Raw genomic sequence first — 25,290 nt, 5'->3', positions numbered from 1 at the left:
AAACAAAGCCCGACGCCCGACGGCCCCCGCCCCCCGACCGCCCTTCCACGAAGGACACAAAGGGAAAGGGCGCGGGGGGGCGCCCCTTTCCCCCGAGGGGAGGGAGGGGAAACCCCGCCTCTGGGCTCCCCTCCCCCCCCCCCCTTCTTGATTGGCCCCCGACCCCCCCCCCCCCAACCGAGGGCTACCCATCCTGCCCAACCCGGAGGATCCCACCGGCCCCCCCCCCCCCACCCCTTTTCCCCCTCAGAAGGGGGGAAGAGGGGAACAACGCCCCCCCCCCCCCCTTCCAACCCCCCACAACCCCCCCCCCCCTTTTTCCCCTTTCGGAAAAAGGAAAGGGAAATACGGTAAATGGCCTACTCCAACCCCGGAATCCCCCCGATCCCCGACGGGCCCCCCCCCAAGACAAAGTTAATAAGGCCCCCCCCCCCCCCGCGGGGGAAGAAAAAAGACCAAAAACCACCCCGATATCGGGGGGAAATCCACCAGCCGACCCAAGGGAGTTTTTTCTTCCCCCAAGGCCCCCCGGGAAAAAAAAACCGAACCACCCCCCCCCCCAAACAGCGGGAGACCAAAACCCCCCCCGTGCTATTGTTATGGAACCCCCCCCCCTTCCGCGAGGAGCCCCCGGCCGGAGAAAAAAACACCCCCCCCCCCCCCCCCCCTCCCAAACCCCGGGGGGGGCCGAGGAAACCCCCCCCCCTGACTTTACCTCCCCCCCCGGGGGGGGCTATTACCCCCCGGGGGCCCGGCCCAATTTCCTCCCCCGGCCCCCAAACCCCCTTCGACTGGGCCCCGGGAAGCCGATGGCCCGCGCGATCAAAGTTTGAATTCCCCCCCCCCCCTTCCTCTCCCCCCCCCCCGGGGGGGGGGAAAGTTGGCAAAGGGGAAAAGGAAAATTACACCCCCTCCCCCCCCACCCCCAACACAGGGCAAAAATCCCTGGGGGGGAAAAAAAACCCCACCAACTGGGGAGATTCCCCCCCCCCCCCTTGGGGGGGGGTCCCCCCCCCAGTTTGCCTTTGAATCCCCCACATCACCCACGTTTGAATTCCTTTAAAGCGTTTGGACTGCAAGGCAAACATCAAACGCCCCCCGAAACACGCCACACCCCGATAAGACATGCCCAAAGACTTACCCCCCGGCCCTCTTTCGCCCCCCCCCGGGGGGGTTTCCGGGGCCCCCGCCCCCCATAAATTTTAATTTCGAAAATGCAACAAGAAAAAGCATCCATCACCGTTCAAACAACCGTGAACCGTCCGATTGAAACTGTCTGGCATTGCTGGACCAATCCGGCGGATGTGCAACAGTGGAACAATGCAAGCGACGACTGGCATACACCGGCTGCAAGCAACGACCTCCGCGTCGGCGGATCGTTCAGCTACCGCATGGAAGCCAAGGACGGCAGCTTCGGATTTGATTTCAACGGGATTTATGACGTTGTCGAAGCCCATGCCGAGATCGAATACAGCTTGGAAGATGCCCGTCGGGTGCGTATCACATTCGTGCAAGACGGCGACCACACGGTCGTGACCGAGACGTTTGATGCCGAAACGGAAAATTCCTTGGAATTGCAGCAAACTGGCTGGCAGATGATTCTGGACAACTTCAAGCGCTACGTCGAAGGGAAATAACCGGAGTTTTCAGCTCAGGCATCATTTGTTAAATTCGTATTTGGACGCAGAAGATGGAATTCAATAAGTTGGATTTTCTGGCCAGGAACGGCGACCCAAACGCGATGTCGGCAACCAGTATCGCTGAGATTCTTGACTTTGAGCCTTGGGCTGAATACATCATGGTACAACCAAAGCCCATTCGTGTGCTGGTTGCTTATTTGGCGGCTTGTCTTACGGAGGATCACCTCGACTATGGCAGATTCCTCAATGCAATTCGAAACTGGCTTAAGAATCCCACAGCACTGAATTACAACAATGTATGCTCAGAATATGCGGTAATTGACGAGCTTTTCGTGCGTTGGAGTATCGACCATCCTGGTCAAGGGAGCATTTATTACCATGTTTACTATGCTGGAGCAGCGGTAATTGGAGATATACCTTGGAGCGTAAGACACGTGCTGAATGCGGTGGGAGAAGAAATTGGCAAAAATGAAACCATGGAAGGTGTCAAGAAGCAACTGATGACATGGGGAAGCAAAACGAATTTTTCGACAGGCTTTCCAGAATTAGAATAAGACGCTGAAAGCGGGCATTGACAACTTTCACTCCCAATTTGGCGTCCACCGAATTGCTTGCGATATTCAGCCCATGAAGCGTTTGGCCCTCCCCTTCTTCCTCTGCCTGCTCCTTGCTGCCTGCTCCTTCCCCAAAGAGGCCGAATACCGCATACCCGAAAAGCATGAGGTCAAGGACCGCAAGGATTTTCTGGCTCAGTACAAGGAAGGGCACAGCATTTACCAAACGCGCTGCGCCACCTGCCATACCAAGGAAGTCGACGGAAAAAAGGTCGAACCACGGTTTCTGCCCTTGCAGCTCGAAAGTTATCTCATTCGCCTCAAGCCGCATGAACACCGGCCGAGCCTCACCAAAGAAACCCTCACCGACCTCGAAATCAAGAAGGTATTCGTTTACCTGCTCAACAACCACGTGAAGGAGGATTGGAAGAAGTCGCACTGAGGAAGTTTCCATTCGAACGGCAAACACCTTATATTGCCTTCGAAATTGAATTTGAACCCTTAATCTGAATACAAGATGCTCATCTGGCGCGGAATGGGAATTGCAGTTCCCATCATTTTTTTCCTTACTGGCCTGATTGTCAAATGGGTAAGCGGCGATCCCGATACTCGCATTGGCAACCCCAACTTCATCGGTTGGACGTCGCTGTTTTCCGGCATCGTCATTTTGCTGCTCGGCTTGGCCTTGTTGGGCAGCAGCGAAGACGAAAACGGCAACAAGGTCAAAAAAAAGCACGATTTCTTTTGGATTCCGGTGTTTGTCTGGGGTTTGTTGCTTGGCGTCCTGAGCATTTACCTGTTGGTGATCAAGGGCAAAGGCGCGTCTAACGAACCCACGTCGGTCATCAGCTACGACAGTACCGCCACAGCGCCCGAAAAAGTTCCGACCACCCGCATTGTCAACTTCTTCAATCCGACGAATGACACGCTGGGCTTTGTCATTGCCGACGACACCAAGGAGGGCTTGATTGAAAATGGCAAAGTCGCACCGCATTCTTTTGAAGCCCGCGAACTCGAAAAAGGCACGTATATGTTTGTCGGATTCGATACCAAAGGCGGAAACACGCTCACGTTGCCCGACCGTGAATTCGCTGGGGACGAGAAAAAGTACCGGATGCACGAGGATGAAAAAGGGTCTTTTTATCAGCGGATCGTGAATGCAGCGACCAAACAAACGGACGATTACGACGAAGCCTGGCTTTCCTTGGATGGGAAGTCGCATTTGCTGGTCGTGAACGTCACGACTGCTTGTGATCCCGAAGTCACCGAAGCCGCTGTCAAAAGCGCCGACTGGGCGGGGTCGATTCAGGAAGAAAACGATGCCCGGGACATGATGGAGCCGCTTTTCATGCAGTTTTTGCCAGACGAAACGATCAAAGTGGTAGCCCCCGGAGAAAAACTTCCGACGGAAATCGCAGAAAATGAGGTGATTTATCTCCTTGTGCCCTATGCCGGGAAAGGCGATAAAAATGCCGTGATCGCAAAAGCGGTCTTGGCGGCGAGGTTCTAATTGCTACTATCCATCGAAAATCCGTAGATTCCATCAATGAAACGGAATTCATCGTCGCTGTTCTTATTCTTCACTGCCATTTGCTGTATGAATGCGCTTCCGCTTTTTGGTCAGCATGCCATTCAAATGCGTATGTCTGCGGCTGAGTTTTCCGCTCAAAACCCGGGAATTCTACCCGATGCAATGGAATTTTCGAAGCAATTGGCATTTCAGGATTCCATGAATGCGATTCAAGGGGCCTGGAGCATCGGCTTTTACAAGAATCGGCTAGGTGAGGCTCAATTCCACGGGCAAAATTCGCCGGGAAACAAGGCCGAATTTGATGCCTGGGTAAAAAGTGCGGGTGCGGTCGTCGCAGAATATTCCGAGTTGTTTGGCCCACCGTCCGAGCAATGGAAGGGTCCCCAAGAATATGTGGAGCGTCCTTCGGACTATGATTTGACCAATGGCGAACGGGTGGTTTTTCACGAGGCGGTCTGGGTCACCTCGGGCATGCGCATCCGGCTGAATTGCGATTTTGGCAAACAGCATTCGGCCGAAAAACCTGAATACCATCCCAATGGCCCAAGCCTGCGGTCCAGCTACGAATTTAGCATCGTTTATACACGAGTGCCGACCAAAATGGAGCCGAAACCCATAGAAGGATGCCGTTTCTGGCTTGGAATGCATGTTCAAGACTTTGCCAAGGAATTTCCTGAATTGTTTCCCGAAGGCGTTCAGTGGGCCGGTCAATGGCAACATGACGCAACCGAAAATGGCCTGCCAGGGAAATGGACCTTCAATTTCGATGAAGGGAAATTGACTTTTGCAGGATTTTCGCATTATGACGGGGAAGTTTCTGCAAATTCCATCCAAGGCTGCATGAATGCGGCGGAGCAGATGATTGATTCCTTGCAGAATGTGTATGGAGCCCCAGATGAATATTATTCCAAGGAAATTATGTACCGGGGAATGGAGGAAATGGAAGCGAACATGCTACGGATGTGCGAAGCCAAATGGAGAAATGCCAATGGCATGAAAATCAGGGTCGATTGCCGACAGCTCAGGGGCAAATCCGAACCACAATTGACGCTCAGCGTGGATTATTCCGAAAAATAGCTTTCGCTTCAGGCACGCAATGAATTGCCCATTGCGTTGATTTTCGGATCGAACTGCAACTGCTGTCTACTTTCATTCATCCTTTCAATTCCACACCTTTGCTGTATGGATTTGCTGCCGCATCTTTTAAGGCTTGCAGCCGGTATCGGCCTGTTCCTGTTTGCGATGTATTTGCTGGAGGAATCTCTGCGCAACCTTTCGGGGCGTCGATTCAAGCTGTTGTTGCAGAAAATTACGAAAAACCGGTACGGAGCCGCCGCCGGCGGCGCGCTCGTGACGGCTATCCTGCAAAGCAGTTCGATGGTCTCCCTCATGGTACTCGCCTTCGTCGGGGCCGGTATCTTTTCCATGCGCACCGCCTTGGCCTTGATTTTGGGCGCCAACCTCGGAACAACGGCCTCAAGTTGGATTGTTGCGACGATTGGCTTCTCGATGGACCTGGAATTGATCGCCTATCCTGCGATTTGTGTAGGGGGCATCTTGTTGATGGTCGGCGGCAAGCGCAAAACCACCCGTTACATTTCCTTTTTCCTGTTAGGATTTGGATTGCTGTTTGTGGCTTTGGCATTCATGAAAACGGCCATGGAAGGTCAGGTTCAGAATTTCAACCTTGGCCAATTCAACGACATGCCGTTGCTCATTTTCCTGGCGCTTGGATTTGTGATCACGGTGATTGTCCAGTCGAGCAATGTCACGATGGCGCTTACGCTCAGCGCCTTGCATACGGGCGCGCTCGGGTTTGCGCCTGCCGCAGCGCTCGTGCTCGGCTCCGAGGTGGGTACGATCATCAAATTGCTGATCAGCGCCATCGGGGGCGGACCCGTCAAAAAGCGCGTGGCATTGGGCAATTTCACCTTCAACCTCCTGCTGATGATCGTGGTCTTTGCCTTGTTGAAACCCATTTTATGGATCATCACCGACCTGTTTGCGATTTCAGATCCGCTCATCGGCCTCGCGTTGTTTTCAACGCTGACCAACTTGATGGGAATCCTGTTGTTTTTGCCCTTTCTCGATCCATTTGCACGGTTTCTCGAACGGTTTTTCAAAGGTTCCACACGTGCGGCAGCCGCCTACATCGGGCAGGCGATCGCGACCGAGCCGGAAACGGCACTCGACTTGTTTCGGAGGGAAGCCAACTATCTTGTTTACAATGCCATGCGCTTCAACTTGGAGCAATTCGGGCTCGATCGGAAGGTTTTGCCTGCGAATCCTGAATTTAAGCAGATCAATGTTGCGAAAAAGCTGCCGGCAATGGACCTCACCCAGAAATACGACTTTTTGAAGGAATTGACCGGCGAATTGCAGGCTTTTTACCTGACTTTGCGGGCCAAAATGGAAGGCGGGGCCGGTATGGTGGAACTCAATCAATTGATTTCGGCGGTGCGCAGTGCGATGTATTCGACCAAGTGCATCAAAGACATCGGCAACAACATCGACAACCTCAACAGTTCCTCCAAGGAGATCAAATATTCGTTTTTCCAACACCATCAAAGTGAAACACGGGAGCTTTATTTGCAGTTGGCCAACCTTATGCAAGCCACTCCCAAGGACACCAATGCCAATGAATCACTCCAACAGCTCTACCATCTCGTCGAAAACAACTATCAGGAATCCCTGAATGACTTTTATCAAAATGCATTGACAGCCAAGCTTGAAGATGTCGACATGACCATCGTCCTCAATTTCAACCGCGAACTTTTCACCTCCAACAAAGCGATCGTCATGGCCGTGAAGGACATGTTGCTGGACGAAAAGCAGGCAGAGGCTTTCAACAGCCTCCCGGTCTATCGGACTTGAGGCACCCCACGCCTTTTCCTATATTAACAAGGCCCACGCGTTCGTCGCCAGACACCTTGTTTTCCAAGTGCACCCGTATTAATTTGGATCCCACAAGGGGTAGTAAATGAAAGCGAATTGGATTTTGACAGTGGGCTTGCTGCTCACAGGCTGCTTGCAAGCGCAAAATTGGACAGGATATCCGGCAGGATCGCTCGGCGTTCCCTACGTCAACGGGCTGATGACGGCCACGGTCACAAGGGTGAACACGACGATGAACGATGGCACGCCCAAATTCAGCACATCCACGAGTCCGGATTGCTACATTGCCGCAGGCTGCCTCGCCATCAACACCGGATTTTTTAACAGCTATCTTGCCAATGCGTCGCGGGTGCAGGTTGATCTGGATTTCACCTCGGGCGGCAACAACGGCACCTGCAATTCGGCCGCATTTACGATTCGGGACATCAACAGCGGAGAGAGTTTCACGGATTTCCTCGATGTCGTTGAAATTTCGGCAATTGATGGCAACAACGCCGCAATTCCACCGGGAAATATCGTGGTGACCCCGCCAGTGAATGTAACCGTCATGACCGTCGGCAATTCGAAGAAAATCGTCGGGCACAATTCCGCATCAGAAGTGGTCACGGGCGGACCTTATTTTTCCACGCCCTGCAACCTGACGAGTGTGAGCGTCTCCCCACCTGCCAATACGCCGTTACGTTCCATTCGGATCATTTATCGGCCTGCTGTGGGTACCAATTCCAGCAATGCCTACTATTCGGTTGGAATTCGCCCTGCGGTTCAATATATCTCGATCAGCAATTTGACGATGACGCCGACGGGTGGAGGCTGCAGTGTTTTGCCGCAGAATCTCCTCTCCTTCGAAGGTAAGCCGGAGGCAACAGCCAATCTATTGACTTGGACCACCACCGAATTAGGGCAACGTCAAACCTTTTTGCTCGAAAAAAGCGCAGATGGGCAGCATTTTCTTCCAATGGGCTCCGCAGCGCATTTATCCGAAGGCAACTACGAAATCTCTGACAATTCCCCTTTTACAAATACTTGGTATCGACTGATTCAACGCAGTGAAGACGGAACCTCTGTCCTTTTGTCGACCCTCTTGGTGGATCGAGCGGCCGACAATACTCAACTCTTCGAAATGTCTCCCAATCCGGCGCCATCGCAGGTGTTGATTCGACCACTGACCGAAGAAAATCAGCGCATTACACTTTTGGATGCCGCAGGCCGTCAGGTTTGGACGCAAAATACAGAGGGGGTGACGCCGGTGCTTCTGGATTGCACGGCATTGCCAGCAGGGTTGTACATGGTGCATGCGTCCTTCGGCGGAAAATCGATGACGAAAAAGCTGGTGGTGAGCCACTGATTCAAAACCCGGAAATTCTATGCGCATCCTTGCCCAACTCATCGAAAACGGTTCGCCTCCCGATGCCGAACCCAGTCAAGAATCCTGGAATTTGGAAACGGATTTGATGTTCCTCGTCTACTTGTTCGGCAACGGCTATGTGCAGGAATTGCGTGTCATTGCAGAATCGGAAGATGCGTTGGCAGCATTCAAGGGCCTCGCGATCGGAACGGGAAATGCCAAGCTTGCGCAAATTTCGGAAGCAGAAGCAAAAGTTTCGCGACTTTATCTTCCTGGTTATGAATGCTATCAACAGCCGATGCTAAAGCGGAACTTTATATTCATCCACCCGGTACCGCAGCCGGATTTGTTTCCCGAAGTACCTCCGACACCGCCCGCGCAAAATCCATCCGCTTCCAGCGGAAATTTCTCCCATATGGATTACAAATGACGGCTGCCGAAAAAGGTCCGGGATCAAATTCGCCTTCGGACCTTCAATTAGAATCAAACTCGTAAATTCGATGCGGGCCGATCCAAGGTCGACCGATCGGGTTTCATTCGTAGCGCAATAAAGTGATCAAGATGTTAGAGCAAAATTCGCCACTGATTCAAGCAGCCGAACTTCTGCAACTGCGGGAGTGGAGCGGATGGGTTTTGATCGATGCAAGCAATGGCCCCGGGGCCAAGGAAAGCTATGAAAAAGCCCATTTGGAAGGTGCCAAACACGTGGATCTCAACACGGAGTTGGCTACCATTCTACCGGACGTCGCCATTGGCGGGCGGCATCCATTGCCATCTCCTGCAAAATTTGCGGCATTGCTTACCCGATTGGGCATCCATCCGTCGACCCGCGTGGTCATTTACGACAACAGCAACGCCGCCAATGCAGCTGCTCGCCTTTGGTGGATGCTCAGGGCCATCGGCCATGCAAAGGTGCAAGTTGTCGATGGGGGAATGCAAGCGGCCGTGGCTGCTGGATTTCCAGTCAGTTCGGAGGTTCCCGAGGTTGCTCCGACCGCCCCCTACCCTGTTGCCGAATGGAATTTGCCCTTGGCCGACATCGAGGAAATCGACCGCATTGCACAAGATCCTGCGCACCTTGTGATCGACGTGCGGGATAATTACCGCTACCAAGGCGAAAGCGAACCGATTGACTTGATCGCAGGGCATATTCCGGGTGCGATCAATGTCCCTTTTTCGACGAATTTGGACCAAAACGGATTTTTCTTGTCGCCTGAATTGCTCCGCACAAAATATCTGTCCGTTTTTGCCGGCCGCAAACCAAACGACATCGTCGTGCATTGCGGTTCGGGCGTCACGGCCTGCCATACCTTGCTTGCAGTCGCAGCCGCGGGCTTGGAAATTCCCAAGTTGTACGTGGGATCCTGGAGCGAATGGTCACGAAATAACCGTCCCATGGTCACAAAGGAGAATCAAGCGCACAATTGAATCCATGTAACGACCGTTTTTTTTCTTCGAAGTCAGAAATCCCTTAATTTCACATCCGAAAAAATTAACGGCATAGCTGCCGAATCATGTAAACCCTTCAAGCAACGTATGCAATGAAAAGTATCTTCGACAAAAAAGTAACCGCTGAAATCATTGGCCGCATCGAGCAACTAACGGCCACGACGCAGCCAAAATGGGGCAAAATGTCGGTCGGCCAAATGCTTGCCCACTGCAACGTGACCTACGAGATGGTCTATGATGACATCCATCCCAAACCGGGGGCATTCGCCAAGTTCCTTCTCAAGCTATTCGTCAAGAAAGCCGTCCTGAGCGACAAACCCTATAAACACAATGGCCAAACCGCACCGGCCTTCAAAATCACCGACCCACAGGACTTTGAGCTGGAAAAAAGCCGCCTCATTGACTACATCACCAAAACCCAACAATTGGGTGGCAGCTTTTTCAACGGCAAGGAATCGCACTCCTTTGGAGAACTTAAAGAATCCGAATGGAATGCAATGTTTTACAAGCACTTAGACCATCATTTGGCACAGTTCGGTGTTTAAAATATTCCAGCAAAAGTGTCTATGCCCGCGAATTGACGAGTTGTGTTAATCCTTCTTGTATGATCCATTAATTTGACCGAACTTCGTTGCGGAAATAATCACCGACGCCAACCGGTGAATTTTTGTGTGTTTGTCTAAACCAACGTGTTCTATGGAAAATCAGGTCGAAAAGGCGCAACATCGTCATGCCCCCACGAGTATGGAGGGCGGAGAAGCATCGTTTGAAGGAGGCTCAGCAATGCAACTGCAAACCGCTGGGCATCCCAATGTGATTGCTCAACGCAAGGTGCAGGCCGCTGCCAACAGCAGTTCACAAGTGCAGCAACTGAAAACCCTGCAACTTGCCGCCAACAACAGTGCCCAAGTTCAAAATGCGCTGCAGTTGAAAGCAGCAGCAAATAGCAGTCCGGTTCAGCGCAAGGAAAACAATACCGGCCTACCTGACAGCTTAAAAACTGGCATTGAATCACTGTCAGGAATGTCCATGGACCACGTGAAGGTGCACTACAATTCCGACAAGCCTGCGCAGCTAAATGCCCATGCCTACGCGCAAGGTTCCGAAATCCACGTAGCGCCGGGGCAGGAAAAACATCTCCCGCATGAAGCATGGCACGTCGTGCAACAGGCGCAAGGCCGCGTGCAACCGACCCAACAATTGAAGGGAAAAACTCCGATCAATGACGATGCCGGCTTGGAAAATGAAGCCGATGTCATGGGTGCCAAGGCCTTGCAGATGAAAGGCGATGGGGAGGTTATAGAAAAGCTGCTCCCTTCCAAGGCGACGCAGCTTGCCTCCGTGCAACGAATGATGGCAGTAATGCAGTTGCAACTAAAACCGATCGTCGCTAATCCTAAGCTTCAAAACATTGTCAACGCCTTGTTCAAGGCTGCACCCGCTGGCGGTGCGGCAATTGGCGACGGTAGCGCACTTGCTGCTTGTGCCTTCGAAAAGGGCGGCGGTGCCAAGGTCGGGGGTTGCGATCACATCAAAAAATGTCAGGATTTGTTGAACGGCGTTTCCAATTTGTTGGATAAGCATGAGAATGATCGTTCTCCATTTCGTTTGAGTCCAGAGGATTATGAAGCAGCACTCGATTTGGAAGAAGATTTGAAAGATGCCCTAGATGGAACTTATGCTGGATAAGCTTATAGGTATGAAATTCACCCAAGACAACTGGATACAACAAGTACTGGAGGCCGTTCCGGGATTTCACCCCATTTGGGAGGAGCATGTCGATTTTTGGGACGGCGAGCCCGCTGGCATCACCAATGACATGATTGAATTGGCAGCATACGCCAATGCATTGATCGAGGAGTTCAAGGAGCAAGAGCTTCAGGTGATTTTTGATCTTATTGAATCCATGATTGTTGAGGGAACGGAGGAAGTGAAGGATGCCGCTTGCACTGGCTTTTTGGAATCTATTCTGAATCCAATCACTGCCGATTCCCCCTTCCTTGAGCTAGTGAATCGGTTGGTAGGACCCCATTCCCGTGCCTACTGCAAGGCTTGGTTGGAATTTTCAGGAAACACCCTCCCTGGCTTCGAATAAACTTCGTCGAACTTGGACAATTGCCAATGATTGCCGAAACTGCGGCCTGTCAGGCTCTGCTATGTGATGCAATATTTCTCCTGGCCTGATGGACGAAATTGAATTCGAAGGATGACACTGAAACAGAAATACGGTTCACTTGCCTTGATCTGCGGGGCATCGGAAGGCATTGGGGCAGCCTTTGCACATCGCTTGGCGGCAGAGGGCATCAACCTCGTGCTTGTGGCGCGCCGGATCGAGCCGCTCCAACAATTGGCCGATGAGCTGATGCAGCTTAACGGGATCCAAACGCAGGTAATTGCTTGCGATTTGGCGTCGCCCGATGCCACACAGCAACTGAAAGCAGCACTTGAAGAAAAAGACATTAACATACTGGTTTACAACGCTGCAATTCCATTCATCGGAAGGTTTGAAGAAGATCCGATTGCGCACCACAATGCGATCGCGCAGACCAATATGGTGACACCAATGAATCTGATTCACATCTTCGGATCGCAGATGTTGGCCAAAGGAAAAGGTGCTGTGGTGATGATGGCCTCCTTGGCTGGATTCCAGGGCAGCGGATTTTTGGCTGCCTACGCGGCCTCCAAAGCCTTTGACCGCGTGCTTGCCGAGAGCCTTTGGTACGAATGGAAGGACCGGGGCGTGGACGTGATCGCCTGCTGTGCCGGCGCGACCACAACCCCCAATTTCCTCAATACGAAACCAGAGAAAGCAAGCGCATTCGCCCCGAAGGTCCAACTGCCCGCCGATGTCGTGAAGGAATGCTTTCAACAACTCGGAAAACGGCCCTCCTACATCACCGGACGCGGCAACCGCATCGCCTCGTTTTTCATGCAGCGGCTCATGCCCCGCAAAATGGCCATCAAAATCATGGGCGATACCACGCGGCAGATGTACCGGCTTTAGCCTCTGTTTCCAAAGAGAATTGGAGTCCAATACTAGTATTCAATTTACTAGATTACAGGCCTATTGCGAAGGATTCATGTTTCGCGAGGTGCGACCCCTCTGGGGTCGATTCATGGTGTGCCTCGGGTTTCTATAAAGGTTTGACCCCTCTGGGGTCCTGTTTCTACTGCCATTGGGTTGTGAAAGGACCCCAGAGGGGTCTCACATTTGTAGAAAAAATTACAGCAGGTTTTATTCGACCCCAGAGGGGTCGCACCTCACACCAATCAATGGGATACAGCTATTTCGAGAGTGGTGTCCTAGTAGATTCCCGGAATGATCCGCCAGCGCACTTTTTTGACGTATTCTTCCCAGAGCGGGCCGTATTTTTCAGCGCAACGTTTGTCGTCAGCCACTTGACGAGGGAACAGCAGCGCGACATAGTACAAGGGATACAACCATGGCCAAGGCAACAAAGGATAACCGGTGCACAGCACAATTCCGGTCGCCATCAGGATTTCGCCGAGGTAATTGATGTGGCGGCTGAGTCCCCAAAAACCGCTGACCAACAAAGTGCGTTTACCATCCGTGAGCATGACGGGCTTGATTCCCAAGAAGCTACGGCTTGGATCCTTCTTGAAGTAATATTTCTGCATGTTGGCCCCACGCGCAAGGCTCCATCCGCCGAAAAATATCAGCGAATAAATCACGAGCAGCCAAATCGGCGTTTGCGCGCTCGGTAATTCGACGGTAGTCCACAGCGGGATCGAATAGAAAAATGGATAGAAGGCAATGCATCCCCAGCCCAGTTTGAAACCGACACGTTCGGCAAAGAAGTCGTAGGTGTACAAGTGAACCTCCTCGAAATTCAGGTATTCGGTGAGGAAAAAGCAGAGCAGGCCGGTCGAAAAATAGATTCCCATAGATGCCTGCGCACCGTAAAGAATGTGATGGTGGGCGGCAAAACTGAGAATGTTGAGCGCCAACATGACTGCTCCGATCAAATACAGCCACATTTTGGCATCGATTCGACCGCCCCAAAGCTGCGGATTCTCCAACCGTCCAAAGAAAAAATCCGCCAGGAATGACTTTTTGACCTTCTCAAAAGGGACCACGATGGCAAAGGAAAAGACCAATCCGAATGTGATCGCCCCTGCCAAAGCATACCAACGCACGGTAAACAGCCAATCCCAAGCGAGCAACTCCCTGTAGCAGAGCAGCGCCCAGACGCCGACCACGGTGAACAAAACCCAGATGCCATTCAGGCGGTACCTGAGTTTTTCTGTCGAATTCGGTTTGGTCACATAGCCGGTCACCCAGCGGCCCGGCATCCAGGCATTGAGCGCGAAAATGACCGCATACACGATGAACGGGGTCAGAAAACCGAGAATTTTTTCCATGAAGTACTTTGCAACACTGATCGAAGCAACGAAGATAGCGGGATTTTCATTCGCCGTGCACACGCGATTTTGTCTTTGAGTACATGCTACCATTGCATTCGAAAGAACCTCTCCCGAACTTGGCCATCCATTCAATTGAAAAACGCTTCGTATGAACAAGGTCATTTTGCTGCATTCACGCCCGACGGGCAAACCCACGCTTTCCAATTTCGAATTTGTGGACGAATCGATTCCCGTGGCCGGCGATGGCGAATTGCTGCTCAAAGCCTGTTATGTTTCGGTCGATCCGTACCTGCGGGGGCGCATGAACGATGCAAATTCCTATACGCCTCCTTTCGAATTGAACAAACCGATCCAATCGGCGATCGTTGCCGAGGTTGTGGAATCCAACCTTGCGGGATATCAGAAGGGCGATTTTGTGATGGGTTACCTGGAATGGAAGCAATTCCAAACCAGCAGCGGCAAGGGTTTGATGAAGGTCGATCCGAAGCAGGCACCGCTCTCCTACTACATCGGCATTTTGGGCCTCACGGGCCTGACCGCCTACCTTGGGCTCACGGACATCGGCCTACCGAAGGCGGGGGAAACCTTGGTTGTTTCCGGCGCGGCAGGTGCTGTGGGCAGCGTTGTAGGTCAAATCGGCAAGCTGCTGGGTTGCCACGTGGTCGGCATCGCCGGGTCCGACGAGAAGGTGGAATTGCTGAAAAACAGCTTCGGATTCGATGCCGGAATCAACTACAAAACCACGCCCAACATGTACAAAGCGATTCAAGCGGCTTGTCCGAATGGTGTGGACATCTACTTCGACAATGTCGGCGGCGAGATTTCGGATGCGGTGCTTGGCAACATCAACAAACATGCCCGCATCATCATTTGCGGGGCGATTTCCCTGTACAATGCGACGGAGCAGCCGATGGGTCCGCGCTTACAGCCGATTCTGCTGGTCAAAAGTGCAACGATGCGCGGCTTTATCGTGAGTGATTATTACAAATCGTTTCCCGAAGGGGTCAAACAATTGGCGACTTGGTTGCAGGAAGGCAAATTGAAGAACGCCGAGACGATTGTCGAGGGTTTCGATCAGATTCCGCAGGCATTTTTGGATCTCTTCGAAGGGAAAAACGAAGGCAAAATGATCGTAAAGGTCTAATTCCAACCTCTCATCAGAGTTTCTTCGCCTTAAACGTATCGCCCTGTTTGAGGTCGCCAGTTTCGTACCCCTTGAGATACCAACGTTTTCTTTGGGCGCTTGTGCCATGGTCGAACGATTCAGGCCGTACCTCCTCCCCTGCTTCACGCATCAATTCGTCGTCGCCAAGTGCCGCAGCTGCATTGAGTGCCTCGTCAATGTCTCCGTTTTCGACAACCCCCAACTGATCTTCCGCATAATGCGCCCATACGCCCGCGTAGAAATCGGCCTGCAATTCGAGCCGCACACTGAGCTTGTTGGCTTCAGCTTCGCTCAGATTTTCTGATTTTTCATCGACCCATTCCATCTTTCCAGGAGGTGCTGCACATGATGTCCCACTTCATGCGCAATCACATAGGCCATGGCAAAGTCGCCGGGAGCATCGTATTCGCGTTTCAATTCGTCGTAGAAACTCAAGTCAATGTAGAGGCTTTCGTCGTAGGAACAATAAAATGGGCCTGTTTCCTTTGTTTCCTTGCCACAACCTGATTTCACTTTGTTGGTAAACAAAACCAAGGTGGGCTCGACGTATTCGCGCTCAAGTTGCTCCTCAAAAATCTGATGCCAGGCATTTTCGGTGTCTTTAAGGACCACCTTGACGAATTCGGCCTGTTCCTCTTCCTTGGCGGAACGACCCTTGGGGCGAGGACTTATGTCCGTTTTGGGCTGACCCGTTGCGGGCGTATTTTCAGTGACGGACTCAGGATCTCCGCCCAAAAACATCACGATGACGGCAATGATAATGCCTGCAAAACCCAATCCGCCTGCGGCCTTCAACCCGGTATTCCGTTTGGGAGCCGGATTGTTGGACGGCGTGGTGTTTGAACCGCCGCCCGCACGACGGTCATCAACATTGGTACTGCGTTCGCGGTTTTTCCATTCCATCGTTTTCGGACATTTCAGTCAGCGAATATAACGATGGATGCCAAAGCAATCCACGTAATGCAACCAAAATTTGGTTGAATTTCAAGGGATTAGGGATGACCGATTCTCTAAAGATCCTCCTGAGGAAATCGCCTGCGTCGCCGGACTTTCCCCATCAACACGCCGCATAAGCCTCCTTGAGCCAGGCAATCACCTCAGCGTCGATCTCATCGATGCTGTTGATTTTGACGACGTGGCTCGTCATGCCGGCTTTGACGCTCTTGAGACGGTCGGTGTCGGCATGGCCTTTCAAGTGGATTTGGAGGTCCATCTTGGCCTTGGTAAACGGCCCCACGCAGGCAAATTGTCGGTTTCTACGCAAACTCATATATCCCTTTTTCGGGCTTTGCTCGATGTCGTTGCCAAATGCGAGAATGATTTCCATCGCCTTGTCGTACCACGCACGCATGTTTTCCTTGCCGACAAACATTTCGGCGACGAGGTCGACCTCATTGGCGACCATGGCGCCGGCATGCGATTGCATGGATTCGTGCGTGATCATATTCGCGAAGCCGTGACCGATTCCGTGGGTTTCCTTCAGGAATTTCACGATTTCGCCATGCTTCTGAAAACCGGAGGCAGCAACGATGGCCTTCCATTCGTCGATGGTTTTGCCAGTGTTTTTTTGCAGGTTGGCGATCATGTCGCGAATCTGCTCTTCGGGGGACTTAGCCATTTTCTACTTTCAATTGTGGGATGAAGGGTTGAAAATAGCCATTTATCCTGCGAATACAAGCCTAAAATCCGCATTCGAAGCCAGAAAAGCAACAATTTGCCCCAGCCTTAAAACGGCACGTCTGAAATCCGAAAATTGTCCAGCAACACGGTCGTCGCCTCCGAAGTCGCGGAAATACCGACTTCCAGCGAACTCTGAATCGAATGAAACGTCGGCAAATTCTTGGCGGTGACGTTCAAAACTTGGTTTCCATTCTGCCAGACTTCCATCCTGCCATTATTTCCATTGTCCAAGAAAAGATGCACCTTCAAGGTAAACCATTCATTTTGAGGCAATGGAACAGGATTGGTCTGCCGGAACTTGAGCTTTTCTCCGAATTTGTTTTCAACCGCAAGCGCCCCATCGTCAATCACGACCCGTGGCCCAGGACTGCCTTCGAAAAAAGGATTTTCAAAATCGACCAAACTGTAAGGATATGGGCCTTGAATGTTGAATTCTGCTTGAAACCAAAGGTCCATTCCCTTGACAAAGTAGGGCAATGGCGAATCAAAACTCATCTTGGAAGTCACCATGTTGCGCCTCGGTTCCACTGCAGTGAACCGAATGAGGCGGTTGCCCAGATTTTCAGGATCGGGATCGTCGATCAACTCCATCTTGTTGTCTGAAAAATCGCAGGATCCATCCAAGATGCATTGCCGCAAAGCCACGTAATCAGCAATTTCCGGATTGTCAGGGCTTTGCGCGGTGAATGTCACCCAAAACTTGCCGGTATCCTGGATGCTCGTCGCAAAAACGTCCAAAAGATCCGAATAACCTTCAAAATCGTCCTGAAAGCGGTTGTGTGTCGGAAAAAGCTGACCGTCGTCGGTTCGAATCCAGACCCCGCTGCTGTCGATCACATAATTCGCAGTGAAAAAGTCGGGAGAAAAATATTGCGTGAGGAAACTGCATTCCCCCTTTTTGATCAGATATGCTTTGCCATCCACATAGATTGCAACATCCTTTTTGTCAATGGTATACGCTTCCAACAAATCCGAATCGGGAGGACAATCCGTGAATGGTTCCCGACGGCAAGCCGCGAACAAAAGCAAGCTCGCAAACAGACAGAGGAGATGGCTTTGCTTCATACTATTGCGTTGGACGACAAGCGGAATTGCGAAAAAATGACTCAGGCGACCAATCCCATCAAAATCGCCAGCAAATACAGCCAAATGATTGCTTTTCCCATTTCAAACGGATTCAAATCCCGATGAACAAAGATATCGGTTTTGGTGGATCGGCAAAATTCATTCGACGATGCAAACCAGCCGAATTTCGCCTTCCAATCCTTCGAGCTTTTTGAGAGCCTCAAAAAAATCTTCTCCCATTGCATCTGCGTAGGTTTCGACCCATTCCACTTTGACCCCGTTGCGTTTTGCAAGGGAATAGTCCAAAGGGATTTCTGACGGCCAACCTTTCCTTGGGCCATCCAAAGTGGCCTTAAAATGGTGCGCGACATCTTCGGAGACATCAGCCTCCCGCACAATCGTCTTCGAATGAAACGGAAAAGCCATCAAGTCTTCCAACGCAATCGACCAGACTTCGGAATTTTCCCCGATGGTCTCATAGGGAAACCGCTCAAGCAACCCGTAAGAATGGTCCGGCGGCAGCCCAGGTTGTATTTTCACCGATTCAAAGTCCGTGGTGCTGCAAAAGCGTTTGTCAGAAGATCCTAAAATCGCCCGCAAGGCCTTGTTGGTACTCCAAAACAATTCGACAGGGCACCGCCGAGACATGTAATGCGAGCTCGTCGTATCAAAATCGGGATTGTCCATGGTGCCCAACGGAAGTTTCCATCCTTTGGAGGTCTTTTGTTCGGGGTAAATGAAAAGCGTGAGGCTCATCGACAATCCTTTAATTATTCATGGTCAAAAAGGCGAGTTATCGAGGAAATCAACCAAGTTGAATTATCTTGAGAAATTAATTCAACCCGCAAACGACCTCCAACATCAACGGTAACTGTTGCTTCATTTACCGACTGTTCCTTGCTGAGGATTTTTGCTTGGTCCAGGTCATTCCAATCCTGAGCTTGCAAAATGCGATCGTAGTCAAAGCCGCTCGGAGGTCCGTCAAATTCAGGATTTGCCAAATATCCCTTCTCCAATTCAGCAAAATCGGCCCTTTCGTTATCCAGGTAAGCATCCGCAATGAATCCGCTGCTTTTCAGTTTGGCGAGGTATTCTTCAGTACCCGGTTTGTTGAGTGCGTAGGGTTCGCCTTCGACCGTTTTGACCTTTTCGATCTTGGACAGCGCCATTTCATTTTGGTTGTACCATTTCAGGAATGCGAGCACGGTCTCGCCGGCATCCGATGTCTCCGCAGCCGCCGTCGCGTTTTCGGTCGACGGATTTGCTGCTTCCGTCGTTGCAGCTTTCTTTTCGCAAGCCAACAGGCCCATCGCAATCGCGAGGATGTAGAGCCAAAGTATTGTTTTTCCCATTTTCAGAATGATCAAGAAGTATCCATTCACTTGGCAGTCCTTTCCAACCAACTGCCAAGCACCCAACAAACACCATTGGGCTGACAAACATATCCTTTTTCTTTGGGAGTGGATGCGGATTCACCAAAGTTTTCCAGTAGGCGTCTGCGACGCTCCTTTATTCGCCTCATCCCCTGCCCTTCTCCACCGATTCGCCACAAGCGCAATCGGCGGAGAAGGGGGCCATCATTGCCATTTTTCCTGCGGAAAAATATCAGCATTTTCGGCTCCCTTCTCCGCAGTTTTTCCGCTAGGAAAAGCTGTGGAGAAAGGCCGGGGTTGAGGCGACCAAGTCGCAAGTAGCTGCTGCGCAGCGGTGAAGATTGCTTGATTTCATGGTAAAATTCATGTTTAGGCGTCTGCGACGCTGTTCTATTCGCCTCATCCCCGACCCTTCTCCACCGACGCGCCACAAGCGCATCGGCGGAGAAGGGGGCCAACACAACCAATTTTCCTTCGGAAAAAGATCAGCATTTTCGGCTCCCTTCTCCGCAGTTTTTCCGCTAGGAAAAGCTGTGGAGAAGGGCCGGGGTTGAGGCGACAAACATAACGGGCAACCGCCCCGGCGGCGACCAACCAGCAGATTTCCACGCCCTTGACCTTTCCGGTTAGCGGAACGTAGGGTCCAAACCCCTTCAACACCAACCCAAACCAGCAAGAGCGTTGCCAACCCACACACCAGCCACTGATAGGGTTGGCAACGCGGTTAACTTTTCCACACCCTAGCCGTTTCCCAAACCCGCGAATGCGTTGGCAATGCTGCCAAACCCAACAAAAATTCCTGTCCGTCGTCACTTTTCACTGTTCCCTTCCCACTTTTCACTAATTTCCAGCCATGGGAAGTAAATGGTCCAATTGGTCGGGTTCCGTGCGGTTTCAGCCGAATGAAATCCTGTATCCGGAGAATGAAGCAGAGGTCGCCGCCATCGTCAAACGTTGTGCTGCGGAGGGCAAACGCATTCGCACGGTCGGCGCGGCGCATAGTTTCACGCGGCTGATCGAAACGGGTGACGTGCTGATTTCGCTGGACAAAATGAGCGGGATTATCTCGGTGGACAAGGAGAAACATACTGCCGTCGTTTGGGCGGGTACCCGCCTGCGTGACTTCGGGCCGCTCGCGCATGCGGAGGGGCTCGCGCTCGTGAACCAAGGCGACATCGACGTCCAATCGGTTGCAGGCGCATTCAGCACCGGCACACATGGTACAGGCCTCGAATTCGGCACATTGAGCACTTGCATCCTCGGACTGACGCTCGTGACGGCCAATGGCGAAATTTTGCAGGTGAATGCGAAGGAAAATGCCCATTTGTTGCCTGCCGTGCGGATTTCGTTGGGATGTTTGGGGATCATCACGCGGATGGAATTGCAGCTCCGGCCGATTTACAAGCTCAAATACGTCGCCAAAAAGGCCAAACTCGATGACGTGCTTGCACAATTGGAAGACTACAAAACCCGCAACCGCAACTTTGAATTTTATTGGTTTCCATTCACCCAAACAGTGCAAACCAAGGAAACGAATATTACGGACGAACCGCCCAAAAAGAGCGGCATCGGCAAATGGCTGAATGACATCCTGCTGGAAAACGGCGTCTTCTGGATATTGAGCAAAAAGGCACGTTTCTTCCCCTTTCTGGCGAAAACAGCTGCCAAATTCAGCGCATGGGGCGTTTCCGGCAGCACCAATACCAATTGGAGCCACTTGGTGTATGCGACCAAACGTTTGGTCCGTTTCCAGGAAATGGAATACAACCTGCCGACCGAGAATTTTATTCCGGCATTGAAGGAAATTGTGGCCCTGATCGAACAAAAGAATTTCCGTGTGCATTTCCCCTTGGAATGCCGTTGGGCCGCGCCGGATGACAATTGGCTGAGTCCAGCGCAGGGTCGCCACAGTTCCTATATTGCGGTGCACATGTACAAAGGCATGCCCCACCGCGCATATTTCGATGCGCTGGAAACCATCCTCAAAAAATACGGCGGCCGTCCCCACTGGGGCAAAATGCATACCCAAACCGCAGATTCGCTCGCCAAATTGTACCCCAACTGGGCTGATTTCCATCGCGTAAGGAAGGAATTGGATCCCAAGGGCGTGTTTCTGAATGACTATTTGAAAGGGATGTTTGGGGAGTGAGGTTGAGCCGTCCCAGGGCTATGAACATACCTCCTAGGAAGAACACTCGCCCCGCTGATTGCTCCCTTCCCCACCAACCAATTTGCTACAAGAATGAATTCCATCATCCAAGTTTTCCAAGGAGACATCACCAAAATCGCCGTGGACGCGATCGTCAACGCTGCCAATACCTCATTATTGGGCGGCGGAGGCGTGGACGGCGCCATTCACCGAGCAGGTGGGCCCGCGATTTTGGAGGAATGCCAAAGCATCCGCAACAAACAAGGCGGCTGCAAAGTCGGCGAGGCGGTCATCACCACCGCAGGAAAATTACCCGCAAAATATGTGATCCACACCGTCGGCCCAGTTTGGAACGACGGCAACAGCAACGAACCCGCCTTGCTCAAAAAAGCCTACGAAAGCAGCCTTCAGTTGGCCATCGCCCATCACGTCAAGTCCATCGCATTCCCCAACATCAGCACTGGAATCTACCGCTTCCCCAAAGAATTGGCTGCCAAAATCGCTGTACGGTCCGTGAAGGAATTTTTGGCGGAAAATTCAGAATTGGAACGCGTGGTGTTTGTCTGCTTTGATGCGGAGAACTTTGCGTTGTATCGGGGGTTGATACCCGCCTAGGAAAAGGTGGCCTCACCCCTCCACCCCATACCCAAAAATCTTCAAGATATGGTCCCCGACCACCTCCACCTCCACGTATCCGTATTTCCAGATGCCGGCGTTTTTCCAGCGGAAGGCGACGTAGCGACGGCCTAGGTTTTGCCAATGGTCTGCGCGGGTCTTTCTATCGTCGATGACCGTACGGGCACCGTCATATTGCACTTCTAAATCGGAATGGTAAAACGCGAAATCAAAACGATCGGAGGCCCAAAGACTTCCGCTGTGAATGGTGTCTCCGAATGCATGGGCAATGGGATATTGCAAGGTATCAAGGACTTCGAAGGTAGATGGATTCTGGCAGAACGTTCCGGCGGCACGGTTGTAATGATAAATATGGCCATCGGTTGAGTCTAAGTTCCATTCTTCGCAGTGCCAAATCGTGTCAAGCACTTCCGCAAAGGCAATCTCTACTGCAATGGGAGAACTGACGACCGAACTCGTTCCGTGATTGTAGGAAACACCAGAACTGGAGCCCGAATATTGCGAAGTATTATAGTCTAGTTTGTAGCCGAGGGCGCTGTCTAACAAGACCTCATATTGAAAGCCCGAAGCTGCTCCACCGACAAGCTGAATCCCATCAGGAAACTCCTCCGAGATGATTCCAGGACCTGTTTCCCCCGCAAGAATGGAACCGCCGACATGCGCGGTGGGCTCATCTTGATCTTTACAGGCACCCAACAACAACAGTAAAGGCAGGGACCAAACAAATATTCTTTTCATGGCGTTCACAACATTTTATGCAATCAGCACTTTTTTGTGAATCCGAACAAAACGAGTTAGAACAAAATCTTACGCACCCAAAAGGCAGTGTGAGAGCGGAGTTTGAGAGCGAGAGTGGCACTACTTTTTCACGGGACCATTAGATCAACTGCCCGCAAATGCAATGTTGATCCAGCTATCTTGGAATAGACCGGAATGCCTCCAATGACGCGGTGGATTACTCTGCAAACATCTCGCTCGCATGCACGATGAATGCACCTCCCGACCGCTTCGCATAGATCAAAAGGACGGGATTCACCGCCGTTTTCCGACCATCAGGGTAGGTGAGCGAAATCCCCCAATCGTCTCCAATCGACATGGGCAAGCCGTATTCGTCCTCAAGCCGCATCGATTTACCTGCGGGAATGGTCATGGAGTAGGCAATTTCTGTGGGCCGTTCAGGCGCATAAAAGTGGGCCGTGACCGCATGTTGCAAATCATTGTCCACCTCGACTTTTGCCACAACGATCTTCGCCTTCTTCCGAATTGCATCAATGTTGTCCGCGTTGTAGGACAAATCCTCCGACAAAAGTTCCAATTTTCCACGGGAATTATTGACTTGTTGGGCTCCAAGAAAAATGGTGATCTTCTGGACTTCGATGGTGAGTCCGGCCCAAACCATGATGCCCACCAGGTTAATTTGAGGCTCCAGGACCGTTGACTCGGTGAGAAGTTTATCGTTGAGGAGAAACTGATAGCGGGTACCGTTTTTTACAATGGTGAAGCGATTGGGAACAGGCTGATTCGCGGAGAATTTGTTGATCTTACAGTCCGGCGTGCCTAACGGATCGCCCACACGTGGCGGGCAGGGTTCCGCACCGCCTCGAAGAAACGATAGATTTCGATTGATGGACTGCCGGATGAATACCCCTCCATCGTTGAGGCCGAAGTCAAGGTTGTTGCCAGTGAGAAAATCGCCATACATGACGCCGTAACTTTGCCCGGGATCGCCGGACAGCATTTGCAGACTGAATTCAATCGTGAAGTTCTCCTGCCCGAGCAATTCGGGGAAATATTGGCCGGTCACAAATCCTTGGTTGCCCCCGACGATGAAATAACTTCCATTTTTGACTTCCGCGATGATGGCGCGCCCCAAATCATGGCCGGTCCACCAGCTGCGGGAATTGTCGTTGAAGTCTTCGGTGATGACTGTCTGGGCAACAATTGCCTTCGCCGGCAAGCCGAAGGTGGCGAGGAGGATGAATCTTAACAAGAAAATTGCGCGGGCTTTCATGGGCTTTGTCGCTCAGGTCAAACTGAGCAATACAAAGCTGCAGGGAATTGGGTGCACCATTGACAGTCGGCGTCAATCGGAAAACTGATTCTCGTCAGGGAAATGCAGCAGCACGGCGAAGCGGAAAGCCGGCAGAACCAAGTCAGTGTGAGTCCGAGTGTGAGCGCGGAGGGTTCGCCGCTGCGCGGCTCAAAAACCGTAAGCCTCGTTGTCTTCGGAGAATTCGAGGGTGCTGAACCTTGGGTTGACTTTGATCTCGCTGTATTCGTATTTCTCGAACAGGCCTTTGTCGTCGTAGAACAGCTGCACCACGGGCAGGTGCGTTGTCGGATCGATCACGAGCACCATTTCTTTGCTGTAGGCCGTTGGGACTTTGATGACTTGCCCTGCGGTCACATCAAAATAGTCATACTTGTAGCTCGGCACGCCCAACTTGGCATCAATTTTCAGGAGGTCTTCGCCAGCCGCAACGGTGTAGTTCACGAATTTGTAGTCAGGATGCGTGATTTTGATGACATCGTGCGGCTTGCCGTACCAGTTTTCCTTGCCGACATATTTTGCGCGTTCGTCGAGGTCCTTGCATTTGCCCAACAGATGACGCAACACGCGCTGCACCGCAGCAAATCCCGTGGAAGTATGTGATGGTGCTGATCGTCCAGCATTTGTCCGCCATCGGGGCTCAGGCTGATGTTGACCCAAGGAAATTGATTGGGGTGGATGTAGGCTTTTCCGTCGTTGTAGCCTTCGCCCCCAGAGCAACTCCGTGCCTTCGTTTGGATTGATGTTGTACACGTAGACTTTGTGCGGCCTTGTATTCACCTTCACCCGGATGTCCCCGCTTTCCATCTTTCCGTTGACGCGCTCATACCGTTTGACGCGGCATTGCAGCGTAACCATGCCATCAAGCGTACGCGACGCGGTTTCTAACATGGCGCGTGCCGACGCAGTAGCGGAGGCTTGACCATTCACCTGTCCCGAAAGGCAATCAACAGCGAGAGAGATAGAAGAAGCAGTTTTCCAGAATTTAACATCGTATTACAATACATTTGGTTCTTCAGCATGACGTATCAACGCAACAATTGATACGTCATGATAAAATAACGGAATTTTTGAATTCAATGGGCTGCCACAGGGTCGGGCTAACGACATTTTTTTCAGTTTTGTGGTCTTCACCACTTGGTTTGGACGCAAGACGCGAAGAATAGGACGAACACCTTCGGGCCTAAATATCAAAATTTCAGCGAATTAGGATGTGCCCCCGCAGTTTTTTGCCACCAAGACACCAAGACACCAAGTTATGCGTACTTTTCTTCGTGTCTTCGTGCCTTGGTGGCAAAACAATCAGAATCCGTATTCCTCGTTGTCCTCGTTGAATTCCATGGTATTGAACCTTGGGTTGATCTTCAATTCG

24 protein-coding genes and 1 pseudogene are annotated in these 25,290 nt (G+C 51.7%); 16 read left to right on the top strand and 9 right to left on the bottom strand.

The features are described from left to right. Window positions 1-1,214 precede the first annotated feature (1,214 nt). The 13 genes from IPN95_22890 (at window position 1,215) to IPN95_22830 (ending at window position 12,418) form a co-directional block, all read left to right on the top strand. A complete protein-coding gene (locus IPN95_22890) occupies window positions 1,215-1,637 on the top strand; it encodes an SRPBCC family protein (GenBank protein ID MBK9452214.1) in 423 nt (140 codons plus the stop codon). 53 nt (window positions 1,638-1,690) lie between these two features. Further along, entirely contained in the window at window positions 1,691-2,194 is a 504-nt protein-coding gene (locus IPN95_22885) for a hypothetical protein (GenBank protein MBK9452213.1), read from the top strand. Window positions 2,195-2,267: 73 nt separating this feature from the next. Beyond that, on the top strand, window positions 2,268-2,636 hold the full coding sequence (locus IPN95_22880; protein MBK9452212.1) for a cytochrome c: 369 nt from the start codon (window positions 2,268-2,270) through the stop codon (window positions 2,634-2,636). Between the two features lie 75 nt (window positions 2,637-2,711). Then, window positions 2,712-3,704 carry a hypothetical protein gene (locus tag IPN95_22875; protein ID MBK9452211.1) on the top strand — a complete coding sequence of 331 codons (993 nt, stop codon included), beginning with the start codon at window positions 2,712-2,714 and terminating at the stop codon, window positions 3,702-3,704. A 36-nt stretch (window positions 3,705-3,740) separates the two neighbouring features. Continuing rightward, a complete protein-coding gene (locus IPN95_22870; GenBank protein ID MBK9452210.1) occupies window positions 3,741-4,802 on the top strand; it encodes a hypothetical protein in 1,062 nt (353 codons plus the stop codon). A gap of 105 nt (window positions 4,803-4,907) precedes the next feature. Continuing rightward, complete coding sequence (locus IPN95_22865; GenBank protein ID MBK9452209.1) at window positions 4,908-6,599, top strand: Na/Pi cotransporter family protein; 1,692 nt, start codon at window positions 4,908-4,910, stop codon at window positions 6,597-6,599. Between the two features lie 106 nt (window positions 6,600-6,705). Next, window positions 6,706-7,965 (top strand): T9SS type A sorting domain-containing protein, encoded by a 1,260-nt coding sequence (locus IPN95_22860; protein ID MBK9452208.1) that lies wholly within the window; start codon window positions 6,706-6,708, stop codon window positions 7,963-7,965. A 19-nt stretch (window positions 7,966-7,984) separates the two neighbouring features. Further along, window positions 7,985-8,395: a hypothetical protein gene (locus IPN95_22855; GenBank protein MBK9452207.1), complete on the top strand. Its 411-nt coding sequence runs from the start codon at window positions 7,985-7,987 to the stop codon at window positions 8,393-8,395. 131 nt (window positions 8,396-8,526) lie between these two features. After that, a complete protein-coding gene (locus IPN95_22850) occupies window positions 8,527-9,393 on the top strand; it encodes a sulfurtransferase (protein ID MBK9452206.1) in 867 nt (288 codons plus the stop codon). Window positions 9,394-9,506: 113 nt separating this feature from the next. Further along, window positions 9,507-9,959: a DUF1569 domain-containing protein gene (locus IPN95_22845; protein ID MBK9452205.1), complete on the top strand. Its 453-nt coding sequence runs from the start codon at window positions 9,507-9,509 to the stop codon at window positions 9,957-9,959. Window positions 9,960-10,197: 238 nt separating this feature from the next. Beyond that, entirely contained in the window at window positions 10,198-11,103 is a 906-nt protein-coding gene (locus IPN95_22840) for a DUF4157 domain-containing protein (protein ID MBK9452204.1), read from the top strand. Window positions 11,104-11,113: 10 nt separating this feature from the next. After that, window positions 11,114-11,509: a hypothetical protein gene (locus tag IPN95_22835; protein MBK9452203.1), complete on the top strand. Its 396-nt coding sequence runs from the start codon at window positions 11,114-11,116 to the stop codon at window positions 11,507-11,509. Window positions 11,510-11,620: 111 nt separating this feature from the next. Continuing rightward, a complete protein-coding gene (locus IPN95_22830; protein ID MBK9452202.1) occupies window positions 11,621-12,418 on the top strand; it encodes an SDR family NAD(P)-dependent oxidoreductase in 798 nt (265 codons plus the stop codon). Window positions 12,419-12,717: 299 nt separating this feature from the next. On the opposite strand, the gene IPN95_22825 is transcribed toward IPN95_22830, so the two are convergent. Then, the gene (locus IPN95_22825; protein ID MBK9452201.1) at window positions 12,718-13,797 is read right to left on the bottom strand and encodes a DUF1295 domain-containing protein; all 1,080 of its coding nucleotides are present in this window, start codon (window positions 13,795-13,797) and stop codon (window positions 12,718-12,720) included. 151 nt (window positions 13,798-13,948) lie between these two features. On the opposite strand from IPN95_22825, the gene IPN95_22820 reads away from it, so the two are divergent. Continuing rightward, the gene (locus tag IPN95_22820; GenBank protein MBK9452200.1) at window positions 13,949-14,944 is read left to right on the top strand and encodes an NADP-dependent oxidoreductase; all 996 of its coding nucleotides are present in this window, start codon (window positions 13,949-13,951) and stop codon (window positions 14,942-14,944) included. 13 nt (window positions 14,945-14,957) lie between these two features. Here IPN95_22820 and IPN95_22815 read toward each other — a convergent pair. The 5 genes and pseudogenes from IPN95_22815 to IPN95_22795 all read right to left on the bottom strand — a co-directional run bounded on the left by IPN95_22815 (window position 14,958) and on the right by IPN95_22795 (window position 19,062). Then, window positions 14,958-15,868, bottom strand: a pseudogene (locus IPN95_22815) (zinc metallopeptidase). A 154-nt stretch (window positions 15,869-16,022) separates the two neighbouring features. Beyond that, window positions 16,023-16,583, bottom strand: coding sequence for a DUF4287 domain-containing protein (locus tag IPN95_22810; GenBank protein ID MBK9452199.1), 561 nt, complete (start codon window positions 16,581-16,583; stop codon window positions 16,023-16,025). Between the two features lie 107 nt (window positions 16,584-16,690). Beyond that, entirely contained in the window at window positions 16,691-17,710 is a 1,020-nt protein-coding gene (locus tag IPN95_22805; protein ID MBK9452198.1) for a heparin lyase I family protein, read from the bottom strand. A gap of 159 nt (window positions 17,711-17,869) precedes the next feature. Then, complete coding sequence (locus IPN95_22800; protein ID MBK9452197.1) at window positions 17,870-18,466, bottom strand: hypothetical protein; 597 nt, start codon at window positions 18,464-18,466, stop codon at window positions 17,870-17,872. Window positions 18,467-18,480: 14 nt separating this feature from the next. After that, a complete protein-coding gene (locus IPN95_22795) occupies window positions 18,481-19,062 on the bottom strand; it encodes a hypothetical protein (GenBank protein MBK9452196.1) in 582 nt (193 codons plus the stop codon). An 874-nt stretch (window positions 19,063-19,936) separates the two neighbouring features. Here IPN95_22795 and IPN95_22790 point away from each other — a divergent pair. Continuing rightward, entirely contained in the window at window positions 19,937-21,232 is a 1,296-nt protein-coding gene (locus IPN95_22790; protein ID MBK9452195.1) for an FAD-binding protein, read from the top strand. A gap of 93 nt (window positions 21,233-21,325) precedes the next feature. Continuing rightward, window positions 21,326-21,847, top strand: coding sequence for an O-acetyl-ADP-ribose deacetylase (locus IPN95_22785; protein ID MBK9452194.1), 522 nt, complete (start codon window positions 21,326-21,328; stop codon window positions 21,845-21,847). Window positions 21,848-21,859: 12 nt separating this feature from the next. Here the strand turns inward: IPN95_22785 and IPN95_22780 are convergent, their stop codons facing one another. The 3 genes from IPN95_22780 to IPN95_22770 all read right to left on the bottom strand — a co-directional run bounded on the left by IPN95_22780 (window position 21,860) and on the right by IPN95_22770 (window position 24,809). Continuing rightward, the gene (locus tag IPN95_22780; protein MBK9452193.1) at window positions 21,860-22,606 is read right to left on the bottom strand and encodes a hypothetical protein; all 747 of its coding nucleotides are present in this window, start codon (window positions 22,604-22,606) and stop codon (window positions 21,860-21,862) included. Window positions 22,607-22,823: 217 nt separating this feature from the next. Then, window positions 22,824-23,879 carry a hypothetical protein gene (locus IPN95_22775; protein MBK9452192.1) on the bottom strand — a complete coding sequence of 352 codons (1,056 nt, stop codon included), beginning with the start codon at window positions 23,877-23,879 and terminating at the stop codon, window positions 22,824-22,826. Between the two features lie 189 nt (window positions 23,880-24,068). Further along, complete coding sequence (locus tag IPN95_22770; protein ID MBK9452191.1) at window positions 24,069-24,809, bottom strand: DUF1571 domain-containing protein; 741 nt, start codon at window positions 24,807-24,809, stop codon at window positions 24,069-24,071. Between the last annotated feature and the right edge of the window lie 481 nt (window positions 24,810-25,290).

The organism is Bacteroidota bacterium (assembly GCA_016718825.1).
In the GTDB taxonomy this organism is placed as follows: domain Bacteria; phylum Bacteroidota; class Bacteroidia; order J057; family JADKCL01; genus JADKCL01.
This window is presented reverse-complemented; position numbering and strand designations above follow the sequence as displayed.